Source organism: Methanococcoides mangrovi (assembly GCF_052057775.1).
GTDB lineage: Archaea > Halobacteriota > Methanosarcinia > Methanosarcinales > Methanosarcinaceae > Methanococcoides.
Window position 1 is genome coordinate 1,288,308 of sequence record NZ_CP195121.1, and the last position, 25,245, is coordinate 1,313,552.

Genomic DNA, 25,245 nt, shown 5'->3' on the forward strand with positions numbered 1-25,245 from the left:
TGTGCTCTTTCCTTTGCTTATGTTGTTCGAGAACCCTCCTTGAACACACAATTTTGTTGTGTTCATACGACGCCCCCATCTAATACCATTGGGTTTAAATTATCTTTCTGAGAACGTAGGGTATTGAGTCTTTTTTGCCCTTCTTTTCGTATTGTTGCCTTCGTGCTCTCAGGCATGTTCTCCCAGGTAACTTTCCCAGCATGTTCCCTTTTAGTCATTCCCCCATATTGTAGAACGCCTAGATACTTGCTATCAATCTTCAAACGGTAAGATTTAGCTAGAGTGCATTTTGTCTCCGGGTCCTCAGGATCGGTTGGGAGGTTTGGATATAGTGGTGAAAGTGGGCAGTTGTTCACTGCGCATTTAGAAAATCGAGAACATTTATAGTATGGTGCTTCTCTACTCATATCCTGTTCCCCTTGGCTAATTCTTGAACTGTTTCACAAAGGGCTTTTTCTATAGGTGACCCAAACTTTAAGAAATAATCAATACTGGCTTTATGTTCTTTAGAAAACTGTTTTGCCCAGTCCGATAATTCTATATTGTTAGCAGTCTTATGATTCATCGCGGCTCACTTCCTGGTGGGTTGCTGGATTTCAGTCGGTAGAATCTTGGCGGATATGCCCGGCTGAAATTCTTAACTTATTTTCATCATCTAATTCTACTATGACAGTTTCTAGATCTGGACCCATTGTTCTTACCCATTGAACTGGCAAAGAAATCATAAAACTGCCTCCTTGGTTTGCTATTCTTCTTGTTCCAAATTTCAACATAGTTTACACCTCTTCAAATAGAATCTGATGTATATTCTATGATATGACATCAGAATATATAATACAATTTTTCGATTATTTTCTAAATTAATCGACATATTATTCTCTAAGTAATGTTTTTTGAAAATTGATAAGCGATATATTAAATAAAATTACAACTTATCTTATAATATGAAACCTATTTTTGAACTGCTAAGAACAAACCAACAATTGAAAACTTTAAAAAAAGAAGAGGATGATCTGTTACCACATTTAGCGAAAGCTTCGAAATCTAATTCCAAGTTGTATCATCAGATTATCAAACTAGAAGCTAAAGGGGAAAAAGTAGATGACGTTCTCCTGAAAGCAAAGGCTGATGCAGAAGAAAAAATTATGATGATTGCTGAGAAAAAGAGTGAGATAGGTAGGGAACGTTTTGATCTCACATTTGGCAAATTCACGGATCAAGAATTATCAATTTTGAAAGTAATCGATGTTTTGTCTGTAAAAGAAAGAATTATAGTCCAATTAATGCAAGGACCTCAAAAAACAAGTGAAATAGCTGCAAATCTTTATTCAATTAGTGCTCCAGAAACCAAGGGTAAGAAAAGAAAGTCATATGGGAAATGCCACAACGTTACTGTTGCTTTGAAAATGCTTTGTGATGAAAATATCCTAGACCGCAAAAAAATAAAAACTGGACAACGTGGACAACCTCCAACCTTTTATTCAATCAAAATGGATTTAGAGACGTTGAGAAAAATATCAATGCTGTATCCTCGCCTAATACCCATAATTCAGGCTGATAAAGATTTTACTTTCATCAAGATTATTTATGACTCACATAAGGAATTAATAAGTGAATTGGTTTATTCCGATATTTCTGAAGAGTTCTCCAAGGAAAGTCAAAAAAAGTTTGATGACCCAACAAGACGATATGCAAGCACTAGAGGAATCAATCGTTCAGTTCTTGGGCGAGTAATACATCGTGTCGGGGGTAACTTCCAATTAAAATTATCTCAATCGCTTAATTTTTATAAGCTTTGCTTATTTACTGAATCTAAATACCCCTCTAGTTCTGAGTACCCTGTTAATACTAATCATGTTAATGTTTCAAATCTTCTTAGAAATTCCTATAATCTTGAAGACCGACTTAATTATATGAAGTCATCCGCCGGGACTGTTTCTGATACAGTTGAGTTAACAAAAGAAATGGTTTCGGTACCGGATATTGAAAACCTTTATTATACGGAGTTACCTGATTTGTTGGATGTGGGTTTGAGAGTATGTTTGATTGCTGATAGCCTAGAAGGAAATATGAGTGATAAGTTTGAAAGGGATAGCAGGAGGGATTCGCGCTTACTTGAATTGTATAACTATGTTGCAGCATATGGGTGAAACTGTTCTTACTGACAAACATCAAAAAGTAAATATATGCTTAACCATTTGTACCACTGCCTGTATTCCATCATCTAACTTCCACCAGACATACAGATCCTACTTGCTCCCTGAACTCTAGAACAGTTCCTTTTTTCCATCCTTTGAGTTTTACTATATCCTTCGGGATTGTGATAAAAAATCTATCATTTGATTCCTGGATCTTTGGCATAAAATCACCTTATACTATACATTATATTATTCTATTTTCTATAGTATATGATTCTCTATATAATTAGTTAATGTTATGATAAAATATCTATTGTATCAATTATTTGATATTAGAGCTAAATGGAGTGGTTAATAATAGTATATGTATTAACCAAAACGTTTAAACATCAGTGAATGTGCTTCTTATTTTGATAGTTAAAGTTCGTTAGAGAAGTTGAGAAAGACTAGGATATTCTAAAGGTACATAGCATTATATGAAGAAAATGCGAAGGCTGATAAGCCTTTTACTCTTAATGCACATAATAGAGAGCGTTTGAATCAATTGGAAAAACTTGTCGCAAACGGTTAATTTTGTTGTCGTTTTTCTGTCGCTTTTTGTCGTTTTTTCTATAGAAAATTAAGCGACAATTTCAGGCGACAAGACGACAAGTGAAAAGCGATCCATGAGATCGAATCTTTAGCTAACATCTCTGAAATCCTTAGTTTTCTGTACAATATTACTGATATGCCTAGTTGTCATCTGCCACAGACCATCTATCATGTCAAGGACCTCAGGCAATATTCGCATCACAGCATATGCTATCACAAAGAGCGCAATAGCTGAACCGATCTTCGCGATCACATGGTGTGCAATCTCAAAACTTTCAGGTCCGAACCACTGTTCTCCATAGGCTACAATCCTATTCAGTGTCAGAAATAGCCCTGTGTAGCGCAGCACACAGTAGAACTTATTGATCGTATGTAAGAGCAAACATAGTGTCTGTTAACCATTTTCTGAAAGAATCATTATCACTGAATTGTTTGAATAGCTCAGTATCATCCTTCAAAAATGCTGCCATCACACGTGCTAAAGCTTTGTCATGTTCGATACGTGCGTTCTGTTTGTCCGAGTTCTTTATGGCATTCTGGTATGCTGTGTCTGCGGTAACTTGACTACGAATATCTTCTGTGATCATTCTCATGACTCTGTCTCTATCGCTCCAAGGGATATTGCCGAACTGCTCATTGAATATCTTTAATATATTGCTGAGTCTGTCAAGTTCAGGTTCGGATTTGAAACCACCTGCACTTGTTGGCACTGGTTCAATTTCTGCATCGCTATCAGGTAATTGAATCTTAATTGCAGTCTGTTTCTCTACCCTATAACTATCCATGTCAATTGCTTCAAGAATACCTCTTGACAAGTCTTCTTCTCTTGGAGCAGGGAGCTTTGGAACAAGGAAATTGAGGAATATAGATAGTTTTTCCCAATCAGCATTTGTGTATGGAAGAATTGATGATAGGAATCCATATGTACGGTTAAAGGCTTTTGCTTTGCTTTTGAAATCTACCTGTTCATCTTCGTCCAGATTCTCTTTATATGTAGCAACAGAAACGTCTAGTATCGGGTCAAGTCTATCACGGTCAGCACCTGCAAGATACATGTTTGTAAGCTGGTCTATCTGTTCGGGTAAGTATACCTGATAGTTGTCAAGATCATCTTTGAGGTCATGTAACTTGTTTGGGTCGGTTTCATCACTTAAGATGGTTGTGCGATAGTAGTCAGAGAACGCATACTGTATTGTATCGGTATCGTTCATGAAGTCGAGAATAAAGACATCATGCTTTTGTGGATGTGCTCTGTTTAATCTTGAAAGTGTCTGTACTGCTTTGATACCTGCAAGTACTTTGTCTACATACATAGTGTGTAGTAGTGGTTCATCGTAACCTGTCTGAAATTTATCAGCACAGATTAGGAACCTGTAAGGGTCTTCCTGTATTTTGTCTTCTATCTGACTGCTGGGGAATTCGTTGAGTGAAGATTCTGTTACCTTTACTCCTTTGTAGTCAAATTCACCTGAGAATGCAACGATAGTTTTGTAAGGGCTCTTACGTTCAGCAAGATAGCTGTTGAAAGCATGGAAATACTGTATTGCACGCTCGATACCATTTGTTACAACCATAGCTCGTGCATGTCCACCTATTTTGTTAAGTGCAATTACCTGCTCGTGGAAATGGTCTATCATTATCTCAGCTTTCAGATGAATTGCATGATCGTGACCTTCAACGTATTTCCTGAGTTTTTTTCTCGCTTTCTTAGTATCAAATTCCGGATCAGAGTCTATTGTTTTGATAAGTTTATAGTAGCTGTTTACAGGTGTGTAGTGCTGGAGAACATCAAGAATGAAGCGTTCTTGTATTGCCTGCTTCATAGTGTAGCTGTGGAATGGACGGTGTTTTACCTGTCCTTCATCATCATATTTCCATCCGAAAAGTTCCAGTGTCTTGTTCTTTGGTGTAGCGGTGAATGCAAAGTAACTAGCATTTTTAAGCATCTTTCTTTGTTGCATACGCTTTTCCAGTGCGTCATTGATAGTGTCTTCTGGATCAGCGAGAGCCTCGTTCATAGCTGCTACGGTTTTTCCACCTTGACTGGAGTGAGCTTCATCAATGAGTATGGCAAAGTTACGCCCACTTTCTTTACCTATCTCACCAAGTATGAATGGGAATTTCTGAACAGTGGTAATAATTATCTTCTTTCCACTTTCAATGAATTTACGCAGGTCGCCAGAGTGTTCGGCATGACCGATAGTAGAACTCACCTGTGCGAATTGCCTGATAGTATTGTTTATTTGCTTGTCAAGCACTCTACGATCAGTGATGATGATTATTGAATCAAATATCTCTTTATCGTCTTTCTTAAGCCCTATAAGCTGATGTGCAAGCCATGCTATAGAGTTGCTTTTTCCACTGCCTGCTGAATGCTGGATTAAGTAGCGTATGCCAACTCCATGCTGAGCAGCATTGTCAAGCAACCTGCGGACAACATCGAGCTGATGGTAACGTGGGAATATCTGCACAGACTTCTTTTTGCCGGTTTTCTCGTCTTTCACTTCTACGACCTGTGCGTAGTTCTCCAAAATATTAGTGAGACTTTTCGGTGTGAGTATGCGCTTCCAGAGATAGTCTGTTTTAAGTCCGTCAGGATTTGGAGGATTACCGGCACCATCGTTGTATCCCTTATTTAATGGGAAAAATCGTGATTTTTTAAGTTTAAGCTCTGTGCAGAATTGCACCTCGTTGTCATCAACAGCAAAATGAGCAACACACCTACCGAACTGGAATATTAGTTCTCGAGGATCACGGTCTCTTCTGTATTGCTCAATAGCATCGTCTACGGTCTGTTTGGTGAGACTGTTTTTTAATTCAAAGGTTGCTATTGGCAAACCGTTTATGAAAAGACACAAGTCCAGAGCTAGTTTTGTTTCATCTCTACTGTAGCGTAATTGCCTTGTCACGCTGAATCTGTTTTTGGAATAAAGTTCCTCTGCCTTTATGTTCCCAGATGTAGGAGTTGTATAGAAAAGGTGAATATCATCATACTTACCGTGTTTCATTCCATTCCTAATCACATTGATGATGCCGTTCTTTGTGATCTCGCCTTGCAATCTAGCCAAGAACTTACGTCTGGTCGGACTATCATTGTGCAGGTCAAAAGCTTCTACAAGCTCTTCCTGCGTATCTTCCATGAACTTTGTAAGTTGTATAAGATCAACAGCATATTCTCTGTCATAGTCTTTCGGATCACCCAATATCCAGTGAGAACTTCTATCAAATGTAACTGCTTTTGCTGTCATATAGTCCACAATGAGGGATTCAAGCCCTCTCTCACTGGTATCTGTGATCATATTCAGTCTTCCTCCGTCATTTCCCCAAAGTCATCATCAGTATTTTCTTCGATCTCTTCAGTTTCGTCCTCAAAGATTTCCATATCCTCAGTTTCCACTGGCAGATTCGCAGCAGCTTCTCGCACATCAAGTTTTCCGGTTACAACATCAGAGATTAAACGGGTGCGGTATTCTTTAAGGAGTTTGATTTCTTGATGCGTGTCATTGATTGTATTAGTTACTTGTTCAGTAATCATTTCTGCAAAATGTACTATTTCTTTTTGTTCTTCAATTGGTGGGACAATTGAATGCACATTATAATAATTCTGATTAGATAAATTTTGTAATCCAACCGTCATTCCGTTAGAACGACCAGCGTAAATGGATCTATAAACGTTTGTATGATAAAGAAGTTCAAAATATTTGGTTGTAAGTGGGCGACGTGGTTCAAATACTCCATAATGAAATGAAACAATTCCTCTTATTGTGGATGAAAAGAAAACACCTAAATGAGCTTTGAACCTGTTGAGTACTAAGTCTCCCGGTATTGTCACCTTCCAGTTGTCATAAGTTGAAGTCTGCAAAGATCTTTCTTGCATTTCACTTGTAGGAATTAATCCGTCTCTCTGTGAAAGCGATAGTGGTGTTTCTGCTTGTCCATCATGTGGTCGAATTTTTTCCTTGAAAATACGCTGGTTTAGAATCACTTCCCAATGTTCCGGCACATCCTCCAACCATTCTACTCCCGAATCTTTCAGTTTAACATTCGGGTTAAGTCCACGAGTAACGGCACGGTGGATAATAGCCTGCTTCTGCTCCTCCAGCAATTTAATCAACTTCTGCTTGGTGTAGATGTAACGATGGATACGCCGATTCATATAATCGAGATAACATACTATGGCAGATTGTTCTGTAAGGGGTGGGAGAAAAACGGGAAGTGAACGTACCTTCTCTGCATTTAGATTTGCTTGCGTGCTTGAGTTAGAAATTAAAGCAAGATGGGGACGTAAGTTTTCAAGGTAATAATAAGCAAATTTATTTTCCAATTCGGATTGCCGGAATTTGATTCCGATAATAGCTTGGTTTACAGTCGCCTCAATTTCAAGTATTGAAACAGTACCGAGACTTGCGTATATTGAATAAAGAATAGTCTCTTTTGGAAGTATTTCTAGATTTTTTGAAGCTCTCCCTTCCTCTGTAATTGCTTTGACTGTCTTTTTTACATATTTTTGACTTGTCATATCAGCTATCATCAACCAAGGCAAACCCTCAGGTGGATTACAGTAATATTTTGCATTTCCAGAATCTGGCGTGCCGCCAGTATAGAAGCGTTCCGAACATTGTTTAAGTCTTTTGACTTCCCAATGTTCCGGTACCTCACCCAGCCAAGGTACACCTGAATCTTTGTAAGATGGATAAGGTTTAAGGTCGTGAATCATTAGGAGTTCCCCTTTCCAATTATCTCATCTAGCAAACCTTCTGTTTCTTTTTCCAGTGCAAGTATGTCTGCCTTGATTTCTTCAAGTGAGCGAAGTGGTTGCGGTTTATAGAAATATCTGGTAAAGCTGATCTCATAACCTGTCTTGATACTCGATTCGTCAATCCACGCATCAGCAACGTGCGGTAGCACTTCTCTATGGATAAATGCTTCAATGCCACCGTCTTCAAGTAAAGGCACCTGTTCGGTATCTCTTAGTTCGGTGTCAGGTTCATATTCCACAACAGCAGTTTTTCCATTGACCTGAGCTTCAAAGAATCCTCTTAATGGGTCAACTTCGAATTTTCCGAGTTTGTGTATCTTCTTGATAACAGGTTCAGCAGATTCATTTTTCCTCGCAAGACTTTTTTGAATGAGCTTAGTTCTCTTTGCGGTAAGCTTGACATTAATATCAGATGCAGTGTCTTTTGTAGAATTCAGGAATGAATTGAAATCCATATGTGGTCCTGAACCGAGCTTGTCTGCTGCTTTATCAATAACATCTACCAAAATAGTCTCTCCAGCTTCATCACATGCTTTTCTAAAAGCTTCTCTGTTATCTGCAGAGAGATTTACCATCAGTCTGAGTGGTCTTTCCACTGTGACTTTCCAGTAACCGAATGCCTCGTTCTGGAATATCTTTGATTGCTCTGATTCTTCAAAAGCAAGGAAGGTATCACATATTTTCTTGATATCATCTTCAGAGAGTGCACAGTTCTTCTTACCAAGATTCTTACGCAGAGGTTTGTACCACTGACTTGCATCGATAAGCTGCACTTTGCCTTTTCTTTGTTCGGGTTTACGGTTGCTTAGAACCCATATGTATGTTGCAATACCTGTGTTGTAAAACATGTTTAGAGGTAATGCTACAATAGCTTCCAGCCAGTCATTTTCGATAATCCAGCGACGTATATTGCTTTCTCCCTGACCTGCATCTCCAGTGAACAGTGAGGAACCGTTGTGGACTTCTGCGATTCTGCTACCAAGTGGGGTATCTGATTTCATTTTGGACAGCATATTCACGAGAAACATCATTTGTCCATCACTGGAACGTGTGATAAGTGAATATTCGGAATCATCAGCATGGTTAAGCTTAAATCGAGGGTCTTTAATTCCGGTTTTACCGCCCATTCTCTCAAGGTCGGTCTTCCAGCTTTTACCATATGGAGGATTTGAAAGCATGAAATCAAATTCACGTGATGGGAAAGCATCATTTGAAAGAGTTGAGTGTTCAGGGCCACCTACAAGGTTGTCTGCTGCTTCACCTTCCCCTTTAAGCAGAAAATCGGCTTTTGCAATTGCATATGTTTCTGCATTTATTTCCTGTCCGTAGAGGTGTGTTACAACCTGTTTGTCATGTTCCTCCGAAAGCTTGAGTAGAGTTTCTTCAGCAACAGTCAGCATTCCTCCTGTTCCACATGCACCATCATAAAGAAGGTATGTACCCGATTCTATTTTATCTGCAACAGGCAAGAATATCAGATTCGCCATAAGCTTAACTGCATCTCTTGGAGTCCAGTGTTCACCAGCCTCCTCATTGTTTTCCTCATTGAAGCGACGAATAAGTTCTTCGAAAATAGTTCCCATTGCATGGTTATCAAGACCAGGGAACTTGATAGATCCGTCTCCGTTCAATACAGGATTTGGACTAAGGTTTATCGAAGGGTGAAGGAACTTCTCTATGAGCGTACCAAGTACATCTGCTTTTGAAAGGCGTGGTATCTGGTTTCTGAATTCGAAGTTATCAAGAATATCCTGCACATTTGGAGAAAAGCCATCAAGGTATGCTTCAAAATCAGCCTTCAATTGCTGTTGACTTGCACGTGAACGAAGGTCTTTTAATCTGAACTTAGAAGTGTTATAAAAGTCCTGACCTGCAGCACCACGCAATGCCTGATCTTGATTAGTAACACCTGCATCATCAAGCATATTTTTCATGTCAAGCACTTCTTGCTTGTTTGACTCAAGAACAGTATCAAGACGTCTTAAAACTGTCATTGGCAGAATAACATCTCGGTATTTACCACGAGGATAAATGTCTCGCAGTACGTCATCAGCAATTCTCCAAATAAAGTTTGCAATCCAGCTAACGTTGTTTTCGTCCATATTTTCTCCAAAAATAATCATTACAGATTACGCAAAACACAGTTTCTTTGATATAAATCCCAAGTTATTAATAATGAACCTTTTGTTTAATCATACCTTAAGAATTGGGATATGTGTTAACCAAAGAGTTTATACAGCGTGAAATATGCACAGCGCTGTTCAGATACACCAAAAAAATCAATGGATTGGGTATTTGTCTTTCATAAGCTTATGATATTCTGCTTTTTTGCTATCATCCAAGAGGGAATAGCTAAGCAATTTGATTAGTTTATCCTTCTCAAGTTCATCATGTATCTGAAGGAATAAGATTATTGAAAGGCGACAATAGTCTAAGATGGTTTCTGCAAGTTCTACAATATTTTGTTGTTTAACTTTTGATCCGTGGACATAGTTGCTCCTTACATCGTATGCCTGTTTTACAAAATTATAGACTTTTAATGGTTCATATCCAAACGGTTTAAGGGCCATTGCTACTCTTTGCGAAAGTCTTTCCGTCAGTTCTCCCTTCTCAGTATCTTTTAAATAAAGAGCTTCAAGAGCCATCATTGCAGTAGCAATTCTATTTTCATAAACGGTGCTTTTCAACAGAGCATCCCCGTATCTATCATATGCTATAGAGAGATAATCTGATTCCTCAAGGCTCTTTTCAGTAATTTCAGAGTGGATTAACGGTTTAATTCTTATGAAGAAATCGTTAAGAGGTTTTACATCTTCATTAGATAGGCCATATTTATAGCGAGCATGTATGTAACGCAATGTGCTTGACCTTCCACCCGGCATACTAAAAATTGAATTTGGATTCAACTCTGTACTTATGATTTCAACAGATCCGAGTTTGAAAAGTCTTAATGCAGCTACAATAGATTCAATCTCATTTTGAACCGGAATTGCACCTTTTTCTCTTAATTGTGCTTCAAATATTGCTGAAGGTCGATTATGGAGATTTTGGTTTATGGACCACGTGTCGTAAGATTCCACTTCCAAGTCGTCTGTTGTAGGTTTTCTAATTATAAGATTATCCAATATTTCAATGGAATCAGTTTCCATCCAGACTCCATCAATCCAAACAACTGGTTGCCACAATATTGGATTCTTTTCTAATTCACTAATAAATAAAGTAACAAGTTCGATGACATCATCGTTGGTTATTCCATCAATAGTTGTACTTGCTATTCTTTGAGCAAACATGGAGACGTTAGACTCGACTCTTTCCTCATCTACAGAATACGTTTTAGTAATTACTTCAACAACGTCTTTGAATTGGTCAGATTTTTTTATTTCCTTTTCAACGAAATCAATTCTGTCTCCCATTCTCCATTCGTCTTTAGTGACTTTCTCAAAGCTATATTGGAGTCCACCAAATCCTTTCTCATAAGTGAAATCTATTATTTTTGGCTTTACGTATGTTTCCTGCGAAATATGTATCTGATTCTTTTCTTTCGTAGTTTCCACTTCTTCAATGATAAAATTAGACAACTCATGGAGAAGTATGGGTAATGCCTTATTTTGTGTCAATTAATTTCACTCTCGAATTCTAAATATATGTTCATAAATATAAAGATAGGTGTACAGTTTCTTATACAGTATCGTTGCTGATCCAAAATTCCACATAAACAGGATAATGGTCGGATACATCAGTTGTTAGTTCTTCAGCAAGGCCATATTCCAGATCATACATCTAATCTTCGAGTACAGGCAATGTACATCATATTTTGGTAATTGAAGTTATCAAAAACGTTAAAAGAAAGAATGACAAAATATAAATTGTGGAGTGAGGAAATGGATAAAAACGAATTATATAGCATAATTAAACCGTTAGTGGTTCCTTTTATCCTACTGCTGTACGCATTTTTTACATATTGTCTAATCTTTGTCTATCCCGAAACCAAAGTTGCTCCTTTACAAGGAAGCATGTCTAGTCACGAGTTAATCGAAATGGAAAATCGAATTCGTGCAACATCGGCGCAAATTGCCGGTGGGTTTGCCATTCTCATCGGTCTCTTATTAACATGGTGGCGTATTTCGATTACGGAAAGACGTGTTGCTGTTTCAGAAGATAACTTGGAAATTTCCAAGGAAGGGCAGATAACCGAGCGGTTTACCCGTGCAATAGACCAATTGGGAAAGCCAGAGTTAGAAATCCGGTTGGGTGGGATATATGCCCTTGAGAGAATTAGCAAAGAGTCCGAAAAGGATTACTGGCCAATTATGGAAATACTGACGAGTTATGTCCGGATTAATTCGGCTGTACCGGAGACAATTGATAAAGCCGAAGAAGCCGGGATAGATATCCAAGCCATATGTACCATTCTCGTCAAAAGAGAACTAAACTATGTGAATGGTGAACCGGGAATTTTGAACTTAAAACGAACTAATCTAAAAAGGGTTGATTTGAACAACGCTAATCTTGAATATGCTGATTTAAGAGATTCAAATCTTGAGGAAGCTAATCTTGAGCAAGCTGATCTTAAACATGCTGATCTTAGAGGTTCATACCTTGAACAAGCTAATCTTTTTGAAGCTCATTTAGGGCAATCTCGTCTTGAAAAAGTTCGTTTTTGGAATGCAGGTCTTATGGCAGCCCATCTTGAAGACGCTAATCTTTATAAAGCTGATTTTAAATCTGCTGCTCTTTCGGGAGCTGATCTTAGGGGAGCCAATCTTATTGAAGCTACTCTTATTAAAGCTAATCTTATGAGTGCTCATCTTGAGAAAACAAATCTTGAGGGAGCTGATCTTAGGGGGGCTGATCTTTTGAGAACTGATTTTAGAGAAGCTAAACTTGAGGGAGCTGATCTTAGAGGAGCTGATCTTTGGGAAGCTGATCTTAGGGAAGCTAATCTTGAGGGAGCTAAACTTGACGCAGCAAAACTTCGGGGTGCTAATCTTGAGGGGGCTATCGGTTTGACAATTAATCAACTTTCGAAAGCACACACACTTTATAATTCCAAGTTTAGCATAGATGTTTCCAGATTGAAAGGAACTCATCCCCTCCTTTTCGAGAAACCAAAAGATTAATGTTTGCATTTTAGTGAGGGGAAAGTACTCCTCCATATTTTTGCTTAATACATTCTAGCAAGCCTTAAGTACGGGGTATGTATTAACCAAAGGGTTTATACAGCGTGGAAAGTGTGAGACAGGGAGTTTGCCAGGATAGCCACGGCGATGCAGATTGCCGGTATGCCGTTGTCCATGAGCATGGGGGAGAGTGCTACCAGCATCAGGGCAAAGTTGTTCGTGTGGATCCCGGGAATAAGACCGGATGCTATTCCCAGAGCATACCCGATGAGTACTGACAGAAGTAATATCGGTATGGTTATCTCGGAAGACATTTTTGTTCCTTTGAATTTCGTTTTTCAGGATGTGTAATCTTTCTGTTCCATGTATCTCTGGGTTTTTTACTCTTAGTCTGTATTATTGGTTATAATCATTTCCAGTTTTTATAAAATATGTCATATTTTAGGCGATCCATTTTTTATCTTTCATTATCGTTCGCTCTAACGCTTTTTCAGGAATAAGGGCCGTCTTTATAATACCATAAATATTTATGCAATTGACGATATTTAGAAAAGCAATGTTAAATATAATCGCACATGTGTATTGATATGCCAAGAGAAGATCCAAAATTCAGGGAAGTTCAGAAGTTCAGACAGTTCTGGGTAAGCTCGCTGGTGCTGATCCCTACAGTTGTAACACTTTACGGAGCATACAAGCAACTGTTCCTCGGGCAGCCTTTCGGCAACAATCCTACATCGGATGCCATGATGGTTATTCTTACTGCCATCTTTGGTTTTCTGTTCCCTCTATTCATCTTTTCAATGAAACTAGTGGCCGAAGTGCGGGAAGATGGTGTTTATGTTCGCTTTTTCCCGTTCCATCTCAGTTTCAGGAAGTTCAAATACCCGGATATTGCCAGTTATAAGGCGGTTCATTACAGTGCCCTGCGCGATTATGGTGGTTGGGGCATCCGCTATGGTCGTAACGGGAAGGCATACAACATAAGCGGCAATGATGGTATAATGCTGGAGTTCAGGAATGGGAAGCATCTGCTCATCGGTTCGCAAAGGACACATGAATTCCTGCTAGCGCTGGAACAAAGTGCCAGAAAAGCCTGAGTAGGCAGTCTGGCAGTCAAAAATAGTTATTTATTCTTTGTTAATGTTCGCTCAGAACAATTTTTCCACACATTCCTTGAAATCAAGGTATGCACGTGTCTCTTTGATGTTCTGTGGACCTGTAGCAAAAGCTTCCAGCATTGAGCGGTAGTACCATTCCTGATCTTCCTTTGGTGCATTGAACTTATCCCAGAAACCTTCTCCTTCTATCCTTATATCGCTTATAAGGTCCCTGATATTTGCAAGCTTGTCTGCACATGACAGGAGTTTGACCTCGCTGTTTGCCCTTCCAATCTTTCTGATGGTGTATTCTTTCCTGTCTTTCCAGTTCTCTGCTTTGTTTCCGTTTGCAGCCCGTCTCAGTTCTTCAGGTTCGGTAACAGCATCCACATAATCAGCTACCTGCTGACCATATCTCCTTAATACTGTCGCAATATCAATGTCGGTATCCTCTACGATGTCATGGAGCAGTCCTGCAAGGATAAGATCGGCTGATGCATTCTCTTTGAGAAGGATCGATGCTACATCCATTGGATGGGATATGTATGGAGTACCTGATTTCCTTGTATCGTTCTTGTGCGCATTGCTGACGAATTCAAACACCTCAGCAAGTTCCGGAAGGGTCTTTTTCTTTTTTTCTCCGTATTTTTCCTGGAGTTCAAGTGACTGTATCCTGTAATTTGCCAGCCTTACATGTTCATAGATCGTGATCTCTCCATCGATCTCTATTAGAAACATCCTGTAATCATCACTGTGCCAGATTTTTCTGGAAGGTTCGTCTGACAGGAAATCCAGATATGCGAAGTATTCGGGCGTTTCTATAGGTTCGGAGACTTTACCTCTATAGATGGTAATTCCGTTTCCTTTTTTTTCAGTTTTGTCACAATTCCGGGCAATCAGTTCACGTATTTTCATGATGAGGACTCCATATTTGATTAAAATGACCCTTTAAGATTATCTTTATTTAGTGGACGTTATTCCTATTTTATGGATAAATGTTTCGTACAGCTCGGACATTATGGCAGTGAATTTAAAAAGAGATCTGATAATTCAGTCTATTCTGTTCTTTACTATCCATGAGGTAGCAACGATCCAGTTGTCGAGGATATTGTTGTACTCGCTTAGGATTTCATCTGCCGGCATTTCAACATTCATGTCGAGCATTTGAGGAAGTCCTTTCATGATGGCAATAGCAGTTTTCCTTCCGGCATTTTCGGGTATGAGCCCCCATGAGACCTCATCAATGATGTGGATCACAGAAGCAGTTGCAGCTACAAGTGCCGGATTTCGTGACACTTTGCGAAGTTCCTCTGTGAAGCGGTGTCTTTTATTCTCTCCCTCAAGGGTTGATGCCACTTTCCAGTATTGTGCTTCATCAACATCGAAGCGGTCCAGCCTTACAAGCATGTCCCTCTGGCTGATCGGTGTAATCTCTGATTGAATTCCCACAGCATTTGTTACTGCTTCTAGGACACATTTTCCGATAAGTTCCCCGAGCTTTGAATGTTTCCCGGCATCCGTTAGTTTCAGCGGGCTTGTGGCATCCACAACAACCGATATCATATCAGTTCCTGTACCTGTTGCCAGACCATTTGAATATCTGCTGGGTGCCATGAGCTGCTGCAATGCAGCACTCTTTGCCTCGGTAGCTGTAATGATCGCTCTTGATATTGAATATTCCGGAAGGTCTGCTCCGATCAAAAGAATGATATTTACGGTTCCGCCCACAGGTTCGAACCTTTCGTCTTCCTGGTAGTAGGATGCAGGATCCCCGGCACGTCCTCCGTTGATCTCGACCCCGGCTGTGACGATGGCAGTTACCTCCAGGCCCCTGAATGAATCAGAAACGATAACTGCATTATCCATACTTGCAGTTGTGAGCATCCCGGATGATGTATCCGGTTCAAGGCCAAGCCTGTCTGCAACTATCCTGAGGTATTCCGGAACACTTCCCCCTTCGAGGTCGCCGGAACCATGGCTTCGGTGTGGTATTTTGTGATTGAATACCGCTTGCATATCTTCATGATATCCTCCGTTGAGCCATGAGGTGGTCAGGGTCTTTCTTCCTTTGGGAAGCTTTACGACCAGAGAGCTGCCCTGAATGTATGCAACTTCACCTGAAGATGTTTCAAAAAGTATCTTTCGTTCCGTCTGACCACTACCTTCTGTTATAATAATATCGCCTCAGTACTCATAGGGTTCATCATTTCTCAGAACGATTTATCATCACAGGCGATAACTGATCAGCATTTCATTTCGTTGCAGATCTCCATGGCGGCTCTTGCAGGGGATTCAGAGTTATAGATACTGCGTCCTACGATAACCCAGTCAGCACCTGCTTTTATCACATCTGCAGCGCTGCCTCCCTGTGCACCTACCCCTGGTGAGATTATATGCAGTTCATCTCCGATGATCTTTCGGATGTCTCTGACTCTTTCGGGTCTGGTGGCAGGTGCTACAACACCTGTGGCTCCTGCATCAGCGGCCATTTTTGCAATGGTTTCGGCAACAGGGCGGAAGAACTCCACACCTCCGGGGTGGCTCATCTCGGTTACAACATAGACGTCCCTGCCATATTCCTCTGCGACCTTCACACAGGCGTCAAGGCTGTCACGGCCGGTGAAACCATGTGTTATGATCGCATCGGCTCCGGCTTTGAAAACATGCTCGCAGATCAGACGGTCTGTATTAGGGATGTCTGCGACCTTGAAGTCTGCGATCACCGGAGCGATCTCTGCGAGTTCCTTAACGATGCCCAGCCCTTCTCCAAGTACAAGCGGATATCCTACCTTAATGGAATCCACATATTCGGATACTTCATTTGCAATACGCAGGGCATCTTCCCTGTTTGTAACGTCAAGGGCGAGGATCAAACAATTCTTCTTATCCATAGGGCATCTCCTGTCTACTTTTTTGGAACATTTACTGGTTATACTAACGGGTTCAATGTTCCCTTAGCTCTTTAACCTTTCTTTTGAGCTCCTCAACAATAGCAGGGTTCTGGAGAGTTGTAATGTCCCCCACCTCGGTATCATTTGTGATCGCTTTCAGTACACGCCTCATGATCTTTCCGCTTCTTGTCTTTGGAAGGTCATCCGTGAAGATGATCTGCTTTGGACGGGCAATTGGACCTATATCTTCCACAACGTGTTCCTTTAGCTCCTGTTCAAGTTCATCATTGGCCTCTGCACCGGATTCAAGGATCACATATGCTACGACAACCTCTCCCTTTATCTCGTCTTCTTTTCCATCAACAGCAGCTTCTGCAACTGACGGATGTGATACGAGTGAGCTTTCGATCTCCATGGTTCCGAGCCTGTGTCCGGAAACTTTGATAACATCATCAAGGCGACCAAGCACCCAGAAATAACCGTCCTTATCCTCACGTGCACCATCACCTGCAAGGTAACGCTCGGGACCCCACTTGCTCCAGTACGTATCAAGGAATCTCTGTTCATCGCCATTGATGGTCCTGATCATGCTTGGCCATGGTCTCTCTATGGCAAGATAGCCGCCGATTCCTTCAGGTACTTCATTCCCTTCCTCGTCAAGGACTGCTGCCTTGATGCCCGGGAATGGTCTTGTAGCGGTACCAGGCTTCATTGTGGTGAGTCCTGGTAGCGGACTTATCATTATCATCCCGGTCTCGGTCTGCCACCACGTATCTACGATGGGGCACCTGGAATTTCCGATGATCTCGTAGTACCATAACCATGCCTTAGGGTTGATGGGTTCGCCAACACTTCCAAGCAGGCGCAGGGATGAGAGGTCATACTTTGCGGGTATGTCATCTCCCCATTTCATGAATGTCCGTATTGCAGTAGGCGCTGTATAGAATATAGTGACACCGTATTTTTCCACGATGTCCCAGAACCTGCCCCTGTCCGGATAGTCCGGTGCCCCTTCGTGCATAACGATGGTCGCACAGTTCGATAGAGGGCCGTATACAAGATAGGAATGTCCTGTGATCCATCCGACATCGGCAGTACACCAGAATATGTCATCATCCTTCAGATCGAATATCCATTTGGAGGTCACGTTCGTGCTTACCATATAGCCTCCGGTGGTGTGGACAACTCCCTTTGGTTTTCCGGTTGTACCGCTGGTGTACATCAGGAACAGGATGTCCTCTGCATCCATATGTTCGGGTTCACATTCGGAGTCGACATTGTGAATAAGGTCGTCCCACCAGATGTCCCTGTCCTCTTTCATTGCGATGGCATTCGCGGCATGGTTGGTCACAATGACCTTCTCCACACAATCACAGGTTTCAAGACCTATGTCTGCTTTTTCTTTTTGTTCGATGAGCTTTCCTTTGTGGAAGTATCCGTCACATGTGATGAGGTAATGGCTGTTAGCGTCATTCATACGCTGTGCCAGGGCTTCTGAGGAGAACCCTGCAAAGACAACACTGTGTGGTGCACCAATCCTGGAACATGCAAGCATGGATATAACTGCTTCAGGTATCATGGGAAGGTAGATCGTTACAACATCTCCCTTCTTTATGCCCATTTTCTTTAATGCAGAAGCAAAACGTGCAGTTTCATCCAGCAGTTCCCTGTATGTATAGGTCGCGGAATTCTCCATCTCTCCTTCCCAGATTAGGGCAGTTTTATCGCCGTGTCTTGAGATATGACGATCGAGACAGTTATAGGAAGCATTTAGTTTTCCACCGGTGAACCACTTTGCATGAGGTGGCTGCCAGTCAAGGACAGTATCCCATTTTTCGAACCAGTCGATATTGTAGGCGAGTTCTTCCCAGAATCCCTCATAGTCAGCTTCAGCTTTTTCATATATCAGAGGGTCTTTCATATTGGCATTCCTGACAAATTCTTCCGGCGGGTAATACTTCTTCTGCTCCTTTAGTAACGATTCTATAGTTTCCGTAATATTCACAACCCCCTCTTATGGTCTAAGGACGATCTCAATTTATAACGATTAATCAGGCTAATATATGTGACAGACAAATATTTGACCTTTTGGTATAAGATCCCCCAATTCGTTGAAATTCATTTCAAACAGTACACTTCAGTTTTGTGTCCTGTGGTTTATGTTATTTATGGGTCACTCGATGGGGCGGCAGAATGAGTTCATTGTAAGGTGCATAACTTCCCGTCAGTGCATCCTGTTACCAGGTGAGGGGGGAGCGCAGGTAAATTAATATGATGGGGATCACCTGGCGGGGAGTGGTGGTACGTATGGTAAAGCCTGCGCTCTAATTAATATACTGTTTCAATAACATATATAGATAATCATTAATCATGATATTAATATAATATAACGTATTTTTATTAGATGTATATTTAAATAGTTCTTATATAGGCGGGAAAGAATGATCCGGTTTTATTTTTTCACATAGAATATATTTGGTGTCCTTGTCACGGATGTAAGGGTCTTGGCAGTCCCATCGGGATATATCACATCAAGGGAGTCTATATGTGTTCCAAGGTCACGTCCATCGTGAAGGTAATAGCTATCACTTAATCTGGATACATCCTTCAGGTCTATAACTGCGGTATCATAGCCAATCTGTATTACCTCGGCTTCTTCATACTCGGAAAAGATGTTCTCAAAGGATGATTCCAGATGTCTTGTCCCGAATGCAAGTACATACATCCTTGCGAACGTATCCAGATCGTAAGTTACTGTCACATGGGCATCTGTTCCTTCAAAACGCATGACCATTTTGTCAAAGTGCATGAAATCGGTGTTATCATCTGCTTCCTGAGCTAATGCGGTCAATGATGCAGAGGACAGGACAATGAGAAACACAAAGAAAGAAAGCACTTTCATAATGTCAGCATTGTATTAAAGGTAAATATTTCTAACGCAATCTTTCCCTGCCGGAACAATTTATTGCATTCAGATCCATTCAAATTGAATAGATTACGTTCAGATCGCAACATCTTAACATTTTCCAATCGATACATTCATATTTAGTGTGTTCTATTTCAACCTGCTTTTAGCACTATATATAAGTAAACAACAAATTCTCTTATTGGATTTGTATGTAGTTACTATTATAATATATCATATCGATCAAAATTAGATCTAAACAAAGAGGAGTATGATTATGGAGAGTTTAATTTACCTTGCCCCTCTGGCAGGTATCGTAAGCTTGGTGTTTGCTGCATTCTTCGCTTCCCGTGTCCTTAAGGAAGGAACAGGTACAAAGGAGATGCAGGAGATCTCACTTGCGATCCAAGAGGGTGCTATGGCTTATCTGAATCGTCAGTATAAGACCGTAGCTGTAGTAGCAATTATTCTTGCTGCGCTTATGTTCTTCCTTCTGGGAGCTGACAGTGGCAAGATCGCAATCGGATTCATTGTTGGTGCAGCTGCATCCGCACTTGCTGGATATGTTGGAATGAACGTATCTGTCAGGGCTAATGTCAGGACAGCACACGCAGCTTCAAAAGGCTTGCAGGAAGCAATGTCTGTCGCATTCCGTGGTGGAGCTGTAACAGGACTTGCAGTGGTAGGTCTTGCACTGCTGGGTACCAGTGGTTTCTACATCCTTTACGGCGATGTTGATCTTGTGGTCGGATTCGGTTTCGGTGCAAGTCTTATCAGCCTTTTCGCAAGGGTCGGTGGAGGTATCTTCACAAAGGCCGCAGACGTAGGTGCTGACCTTGTTGGTAAGGTCGAGGCTGGTATTCCTGAGGATGATCCAAGGAACGCCGGTGTCATTGCTGATAACGTAGGTGACAATGTTGGTGACTGTGCCGGTATGGGTGCAGATCTTTTCGAGACATATGTCGTTACTGTCCTCGCATCAATGCTTCTTGGTTCCCTTATCGTTGAATCAGGATATTCAAATGCTATCCTTTACCCATTGACCCTCGGTTCAGTGGCTATCTTTGCTTCCATTATCTCTATCTTCTTCGTGAAGGTAGGCAGCGATGGAAAGATCATGAAAGCACTCTATAAGGGTGTTGCAGTATCAGCAATTCTTAGTCTGATCGCATTCTATTTCGTAACCGACTTCCTTATGGGAGACATGAGATTCTACTACGCATCCCTTGTGGGTATTATCATAATGGTATTGATGGTAGTATTTACAGAGTACTACACTTCCACAAGCTTCCGTCCGGTCAAGACAATTGCCGGTGCATCTGAAACTGGTGCTGGTACAAATGTCATCTCCGGTCTTGCAATTGGTTTTGAAAGTACTGCACTTCCACTTATTATCATCGTTGCCGGTATCCTTGCATCCTACTTCGTAGTAGGCGGTGCAGCCGATCCTGCAATGGGTGTTTACGGTATTGCTATTGCAGCAGCAGCAATGCTTTCTACCACAGGTATGATCGTGGCTCTTGACTCATACGGTCCTATCACTGACAACGCCGGTGGTATCGCTGAAATGGCACAGATGCCTTCAGAAGTACGTAACATCACCGATGCACTTGATGCAGTAGGAAACACCACAAAGGCAGTAACAAAGGGTTACGCAATTGGTTCCGCAGCACTTGGTGCACTGGCACTTTTTGCAGATTACAGGCACAAGGTCCACCTCGAGGCAGGTTCACTCAGCCTTGACAACCCTGTGGTTCTTGTTGGTCTCCTTATCGGTGGACTGCTTCCATTCCTGTTCACTGCTGTCACAATGAGGGCAGTAGGAACTGCAGCATTCTCTATTGTTAATGAAGTTCGCCGCCAGTTCAGGGAGATTCCTGGTATCATGGAAGGCACTGCAAAGCCAGAATACGGTAAGTGTGTGGACATCGTTACCGCAGCAGCTATCCGTGAAATGGCAATTCCAGGTATCCTTGCTATCTTCGTTCCACTTTTAGTTGGATTCGTGCTTGGTCCGGAAGCCCTTGGAGGATTGCTTATCGGTATCATCGTTGCAGGTCTTCTTCTTGCTATGACCATGAACAACGGTGGAGGAGCATGGGATAACGCAAAGAAGCTCATCGAAGATGGAGCACACGGCGGAAAAGGTTCCGATGCTCACAAGGCAGCAGTTGTCGGTGACACAGTCGGTGACCCGTTCAAGGACACATCAGGTCCTGCTCTTAACGCACTGATCAAGGTAGTTAACATGATCGCGATCCTGTTCTCTACTCTGTTCATCGGAAGGGGCCTGTTCTAAATTTTAATACCTGAAAATTCGATCCGGTCAGTGCCGGATCATCTCTTTTCTTTTTCAAGTTATTATTTCTTTAATTTCTTTTGATATCATTTCTAAGACGATCTGATCTTTTATCTTCTAAGCGAAAAAAAGATGAGCTGTGATCTCAGGTATTGATATATTTAAGAAAAAAAATGATATATTTCTGGTGATCTCTTAATAGCTAACTAAACAAATATATGAATAAATAAGGTCTGATCTTCCATGCCGAGAACAATGCCATTTGAAAGGTATACATCAAGATATGATAGGTGGTTCGAGGATAATGCTCCTGTCTACATCTCAGAGCTGAAGGCATTGAGGGATAATATTCCACCATTTTCAAAAGGTGTTGAGATAGGTGTTGGGAGTGCCAGGTTTGCAGTTCCTCTGGATATCCATTGTGGTCTGGACCCCTCGGGTGCCATGCTCAACATCTCAAGGAAAAGAGGGATCGAAGCTGTCAGGGGCGTAGCTGAAAAACTTCCGTTTGCAGATTCCTGTTTCGACCTTGTAATGATGACCACAACGATCTGCTTTCTTGATGACATTATGTCCGCGTTCAGGGAAGTTAACAGGATTCTGGTACCGGGTGGTTCCTTTGTTATTGGGTTTATAGACAGGAACAGCCCTGTTGGCAGGTCATATCAGGAAGAAAAGAGGAAAAATGTTTTCTACGGAATGGCAACTTTCTATTCTGTGGGAGAGGTCGTGTCCCATCTCAAATAATCCGGTTTTAAGGATTTCTTCTTCAGCCAGACGATCTTCAGGGACATGATGGAAATAAAGGAGATCGAGCCAGTGATACCAGGTCATGGGCAGGGCTCTTTTGTAGTTGTCAGAGCTTTGAAGCCAACCGAATAAAATAGAACGAAATGAAACTTACTTACGAATCACACATTTCGAAGAAAACACCTCTTTCCCCAAGTTCTTTCATTATCTCTTCGTAGAAGACTCCCATACCTTCGACGTTCTCATGCATAAATTCAGCTACACGTCCTCCAGGTCCCCCTATGGATGTGGTTTCAGCACCACATGATGGGCTGTTTGGGACGCCCAGCAGTTTTATTGAATACCCTTCCTGGTAGAACTGTTCGATCATGTCGGCAAAGGGCTCGAAAAGGGTGCGGCAAAAGCGCCTGTAGTTAGGGTTATCCAGCTGGTCTTTTGTTATCTCCCTTCTGGCGCTTCCAAGGTAGATCATTTCAGGGCATGGTAGCTGGATCACGTTCCTGCTGCAAATCTCCATCTTTGGTGGAGCTTTGATACCCTTGAGACGTGAATAGACGTTTGCAAGGCAATGGCCGATAACAAGTATCTCTTTTCCATTCTTCTCTTCCATAACAGTACCTCCTTCTATACTTATGTCAATATGATCTGTATTATTCATAAAATGTTCACTTTGTTGTCGGGATTTAAGCAATATTTATATAATGTCAGAAACGGTTTTAATCTATCCTGAGGAGATAAAAAATATGCATGAAGATCTGGGAACTGTTCTAAACAAGGGATTTGGAACATGGGTACGTAATTTAGGAATAGCCATACCTTTCATCTTTAACATGCTTCTAAGTATGCTTGTCCTTTTAATGGCCTTTATCATCCTGTCCTTCATTGTACTTGCACCATTTGCATCCGGGATCTCGGATCCGTCTTCCCTTTCTCCTGAAGAAACAATGGAGATGATCATGCCTCTGTTCAATGAAAGCATTGGCATAGTCATTGTATTTGTTATCCTAACAATGCTGGTAATGGCATTCGTCCAGTCCTACTTCACTGCCGGTGCTGTGGGAATGGCAAAATCAGCTTGCGAATCCGGGCATACGACACTTTCTGATATGTTCAGTTATGCACATAAGAATGTCATTAACCTGCTTCTGGCAAAGATTATGGTATTCCTGATAATCCTCGCAGGTGTCATCTTTATGGTACCCGGGGCGCTTGTTACGAACGACTTTGGCGCATTGATGTCCAACCCCGAGAACGCGTTAGTCTCAAGTGCAATGCTGCTATTTGGTTTTCTTCTGTGGGTCGTTTATGCAGTGATCGTTTCCATTGTGCTGATTCCTCTGGAGTTCTGTCTGGTAGTGGATAATCTTGATCCTATGTCCGGTCTTAAAAAAGCCTATGGTTTTTTCAAGGGGAACAAGCTGGATGTCCTGTTGCTTTTCCTTGTGATGATCAGCATATCTGTCCTGAGCAACCTTCTCAGTGAAGTTATGTCTACTATAGAAGCTGTCGGAGCTGTCTGGGCATTTATCAGTTTCATTCTTTCGATCGGAGTGATCCAGCCACTTATCACAGTATGGTGGACCCGCCTTTACATGTCAAGGTCAGGAAAAGAACTGTATGATATAAGCGAGCTTCTTGAGTATCCTTGAAAGATAGATATCTATTGACAGATCTAACGCTGCCTGAATGATTTTTCACGATCCGATCTGCCTTCAAATCAGGAGGAGGTCAAATATTTTTCAGGTTCTTCCAAGGAGTTTGCATGCCTGACAAAGTTCAGCCGTACATGGTTCTCCGCATATCCTGCAATCCGTAAGCTCTGCCTGTGGGAATTCCCTTCCAAGTATACCTACCATCTTGTCGAATCCCCTGAGGATGGAGTACTTGGTTCCGGGGTGCTTTACTTCGAACTCGTTTATCATGTCCCGGACCTCTCCCCTGAGGGCCTCATGGGCATACGGGCATTCGCTCATATCGAAAGGAAGCTCGTTCACAATAGCATAAAGTGCGATCTCTTTCTCAGGGACCTTGCGCAAAGGCTTTGCACGAAGCACGAGACCTTCCAGCGCTCTTGGCGGTGAGAGACGTATCATACGTTCCACATCGCCTCCGAGGTGGTTCATCATGACGGTCTGGGCCTCATCGTCAAGGTTGTGGCCGGTGGCAAGTTTCGTAGCACCTATCTCATTCGCGATCTTGTTCATCAGTGACTTTCTCAGGACGCCACAGTAGCTGCATGCACCAAGCTCTCTCTCCTGTGCTGTCAGCTCATCCAGCGTTTTTCCGTACTCGTCCTTAAAAGAGCGTACAATGTGCCTGACACCCAGCTCTGATGTGAGCTTTCTTGCCTTTTCAAGCGTAACTTCCCTGTAGCCTTCAATGCCCTCGTCAATAGTGATGGCGACAAGTTCCACATCCCGCCTTTTGCTGAATATCTTGTGAAGCACATGCAGCAGGACGACACTATCCTTGCCTCCGCTAAGTGCGACAGCAATGATGTCGCCTTTCTCGACATTGTACTGTTTCCTGATGGTCAGCTTGATCTTGCGTTCCACATCTTCAATGAAATGTTTCTTGCAAAGGTGCATGCCGGAGTACTTCTGGAAAATAATGGCATCCCTGTTACATTTCATGCATTTTATAGGCATTTGAAAGAGCTCCTTTCCTTCTCAAAAGAAACTATGATATTAGAACT

General features: G+C 41.6%; 21 protein-coding genes. 6 read left to right on the forward strand and 15 right to left on the reverse strand.

From position 1 onward, the window contains the following. Nucleotides 1–62 precede the first annotated feature (62 nt). Complete coding sequence (locus ACR3I3_RS06640) at nucleotides 63–407, reverse strand: hypothetical protein (RefSeq protein ID WP_440951485.1); 345 nt, start codon at nucleotides 405–407, stop codon at nucleotides 63–65. Between the two features lie 537 nt (nucleotides 408–944). Between ACR3I3_RS06640 and ACR3I3_RS06645 the strand changes: the two genes are divergently transcribed. Continuing rightward, entirely contained in the window at nucleotides 945–2,150 is a 1,206-nt protein-coding gene (locus tag ACR3I3_RS06645; protein ID WP_440951486.1) for a hypothetical protein, read from the forward strand. A gap of 70 nt (nucleotides 2,151–2,220) precedes the next feature. Here the strand turns inward: ACR3I3_RS06645 and ACR3I3_RS06650 are convergent, their stop codons facing one another. The 6 genes from ACR3I3_RS06650 to ACR3I3_RS06675 form a co-directional block, all read right to left on the reverse strand. After that, entirely contained in the window at nucleotides 2,221–2,361 is a 141-nt protein-coding gene (locus ACR3I3_RS06650) for a hypothetical protein (RefSeq protein WP_440951487.1), read from the reverse strand. 456 nt (nucleotides 2,362–2,817) lie between these two features. Further along, nucleotides 2,818–3,111, reverse strand: coding sequence for a hypothetical protein (locus ACR3I3_RS06655; RefSeq protein WP_440951488.1), 294 nt, complete (start codon nucleotides 3,109–3,111; stop codon nucleotides 2,818–2,820). After that, nucleotides 3,089–6,028 (reverse strand): type I restriction endonuclease subunit R, encoded by a 2,940-nt coding sequence (locus tag ACR3I3_RS06660; protein WP_440951489.1) that lies wholly within the window; start codon nucleotides 6,026–6,028, stop codon nucleotides 3,089–3,091. The genes ACR3I3_RS06655 and ACR3I3_RS06660 overlap by 23 nt, the downstream gene beginning before the upstream one ends. Before the next feature lie 2 nt (nucleotides 6,029–6,030). Then, complete coding sequence (locus ACR3I3_RS06665; protein ID WP_440951490.1) at nucleotides 6,031–7,446, reverse strand: restriction endonuclease subunit S; 1,416 nt, start codon at nucleotides 7,444–7,446, stop codon at nucleotides 6,031–6,033. Beyond that, on the reverse strand, nucleotides 7,446–9,590 hold the full coding sequence (locus tag ACR3I3_RS06670) for a type I restriction-modification system subunit M (protein WP_440951491.1): 2,145 nt from the start codon (nucleotides 9,588–9,590) through the stop codon (nucleotides 7,446–7,448). Before ACR3I3_RS06670 ends, ACR3I3_RS06665 begins: the two co-directional genes overlap by 1 nt. A gap of 177 nt (nucleotides 9,591–9,767) precedes the next feature. Then, the gene (locus tag ACR3I3_RS06675) at nucleotides 9,768–11,105 is read right to left on the reverse strand and encodes a hypothetical protein (protein WP_440951492.1); all 1,338 of its coding nucleotides are present in this window, start codon (nucleotides 11,103–11,105) and stop codon (nucleotides 9,768–9,770) included. Between the two features lie 264 nt (nucleotides 11,106–11,369). Here ACR3I3_RS06675 and ACR3I3_RS06680 point away from each other — a divergent pair, with 264 nt between their 5' ends. Next, nucleotides 11,370–12,608: a pentapeptide repeat-containing protein gene (locus ACR3I3_RS06680; protein WP_440951493.1), complete on the forward strand. Its 1,239-nt coding sequence runs from the start codon at nucleotides 11,370–11,372 to the stop codon at nucleotides 12,606–12,608. 95 nt (nucleotides 12,609–12,703) lie between these two features. Here ACR3I3_RS06680 and ACR3I3_RS06685 read toward each other — a convergent pair whose 3' ends face one another. Further along, nucleotides 12,704–12,922 carry a tripartite tricarboxylate transporter permease gene (locus tag ACR3I3_RS06685; RefSeq protein WP_440951494.1) on the reverse strand — a complete coding sequence of 73 codons (219 nt, stop codon included), beginning with the start codon at nucleotides 12,920–12,922 and terminating at the stop codon, nucleotides 12,704–12,706. 273 nt (nucleotides 12,923–13,195) lie between these two features. On the opposite strand from ACR3I3_RS06685, the gene ACR3I3_RS06690 reads away from it, so the two are divergent. Continuing rightward, on the forward strand, nucleotides 13,196–13,705 hold the full coding sequence (locus ACR3I3_RS06690) for a DUF6141 family protein (RefSeq protein WP_440951495.1): 510 nt from the start codon (nucleotides 13,196–13,198) through the stop codon (nucleotides 13,703–13,705). A gap of 51 nt (nucleotides 13,706–13,756) precedes the next feature. Here ACR3I3_RS06690 and ACR3I3_RS06695 read toward each other — a convergent pair whose 3' ends face one another. From ACR3I3_RS06695 to ACR3I3_RS06715, 5 genes are all read right to left on the reverse strand, one after another. Then, entirely contained in the window at nucleotides 13,757–14,620 is an 864-nt protein-coding gene (locus ACR3I3_RS06695; protein WP_440951496.1) for an HD domain-containing protein, read from the reverse strand. Between the two features lie 135 nt (nucleotides 14,621–14,755). Beyond that, nucleotides 14,756–15,721 carry an adenosylcobinamide amidohydrolase gene (locus ACR3I3_RS06700; RefSeq protein WP_440951497.1) on the reverse strand — a complete coding sequence of 322 codons (966 nt, stop codon included), beginning with the start codon at nucleotides 15,719–15,721 and terminating at the stop codon, nucleotides 14,756–14,758. 227 nt (nucleotides 15,722–15,948) lie between these two features. Then, a complete protein-coding gene (gene pyrF, locus ACR3I3_RS06705; protein ID WP_440951498.1) occupies nucleotides 15,949–16,596 on the reverse strand; it encodes an orotidine-5'-phosphate decarboxylase in 648 nt (215 codons plus the stop codon). A 52-nt stretch (nucleotides 16,597–16,648) separates the two neighbouring features. Next, a complete protein-coding gene (acs, locus tag ACR3I3_RS06710; protein ID WP_440951499.1) occupies nucleotides 16,649–18,601 on the reverse strand; it encodes an acetate--CoA ligase in 1,953 nt (650 codons plus the stop codon). 447 nt (nucleotides 18,602–19,048) lie between these two features. Beyond that, on the reverse strand, nucleotides 19,049–19,498 hold the full coding sequence (locus ACR3I3_RS06715; protein WP_440951500.1) for a hypothetical protein: 450 nt from the start codon (nucleotides 19,496–19,498) through the stop codon (nucleotides 19,049–19,051). A gap of 280 nt (nucleotides 19,499–19,778) precedes the next feature. On the opposite strand from ACR3I3_RS06715, the gene ACR3I3_RS06720 reads away from it, so the two are divergent. Next, entirely contained in the window at nucleotides 19,779–21,800 is a 2,022-nt protein-coding gene (locus tag ACR3I3_RS06720) for a sodium-translocating pyrophosphatase (protein WP_440951501.1), read from the forward strand. Nucleotides 21,801–22,043: 243 nt separating this feature from the next. Further along, nucleotides 22,044–22,547 carry a class I SAM-dependent methyltransferase gene (locus ACR3I3_RS06725; RefSeq protein WP_440951502.1) on the forward strand — a complete coding sequence of 168 codons (504 nt, stop codon included), beginning with the start codon at nucleotides 22,044–22,046 and terminating at the stop codon, nucleotides 22,545–22,547. 157 nt (nucleotides 22,548–22,704) lie between these two features. Here the strand turns inward: ACR3I3_RS06725 and ACR3I3_RS06730 are convergent, their stop codons facing one another. Continuing rightward, a complete protein-coding gene (locus ACR3I3_RS06730) occupies nucleotides 22,705–23,160 on the reverse strand; it encodes a hypothetical protein (RefSeq protein WP_440951503.1) in 456 nt (151 codons plus the stop codon). Between the two features lie 133 nt (nucleotides 23,161–23,293). On the opposite strand from ACR3I3_RS06730, the gene ACR3I3_RS06735 reads away from it, so the two are divergent. Further along, entirely contained in the window at nucleotides 23,294–24,199 is a 906-nt protein-coding gene (locus tag ACR3I3_RS06735) for a DUF7847 domain-containing protein (RefSeq protein WP_440951504.1), read from the forward strand. A 90-nt stretch (nucleotides 24,200–24,289) separates the two neighbouring features. Here the strand turns inward: ACR3I3_RS06735 and ACR3I3_RS06740 are convergent, their stop codons facing one another. Continuing rightward, nucleotides 24,290–25,198 (reverse strand): TIGR00269 family protein, encoded by a 909-nt coding sequence (locus tag ACR3I3_RS06740; RefSeq protein WP_440951505.1) that lies wholly within the window; start codon nucleotides 25,196–25,198, stop codon nucleotides 24,290–24,292. Nucleotides 25,199–25,245: the final 47 nt, after the last annotated feature.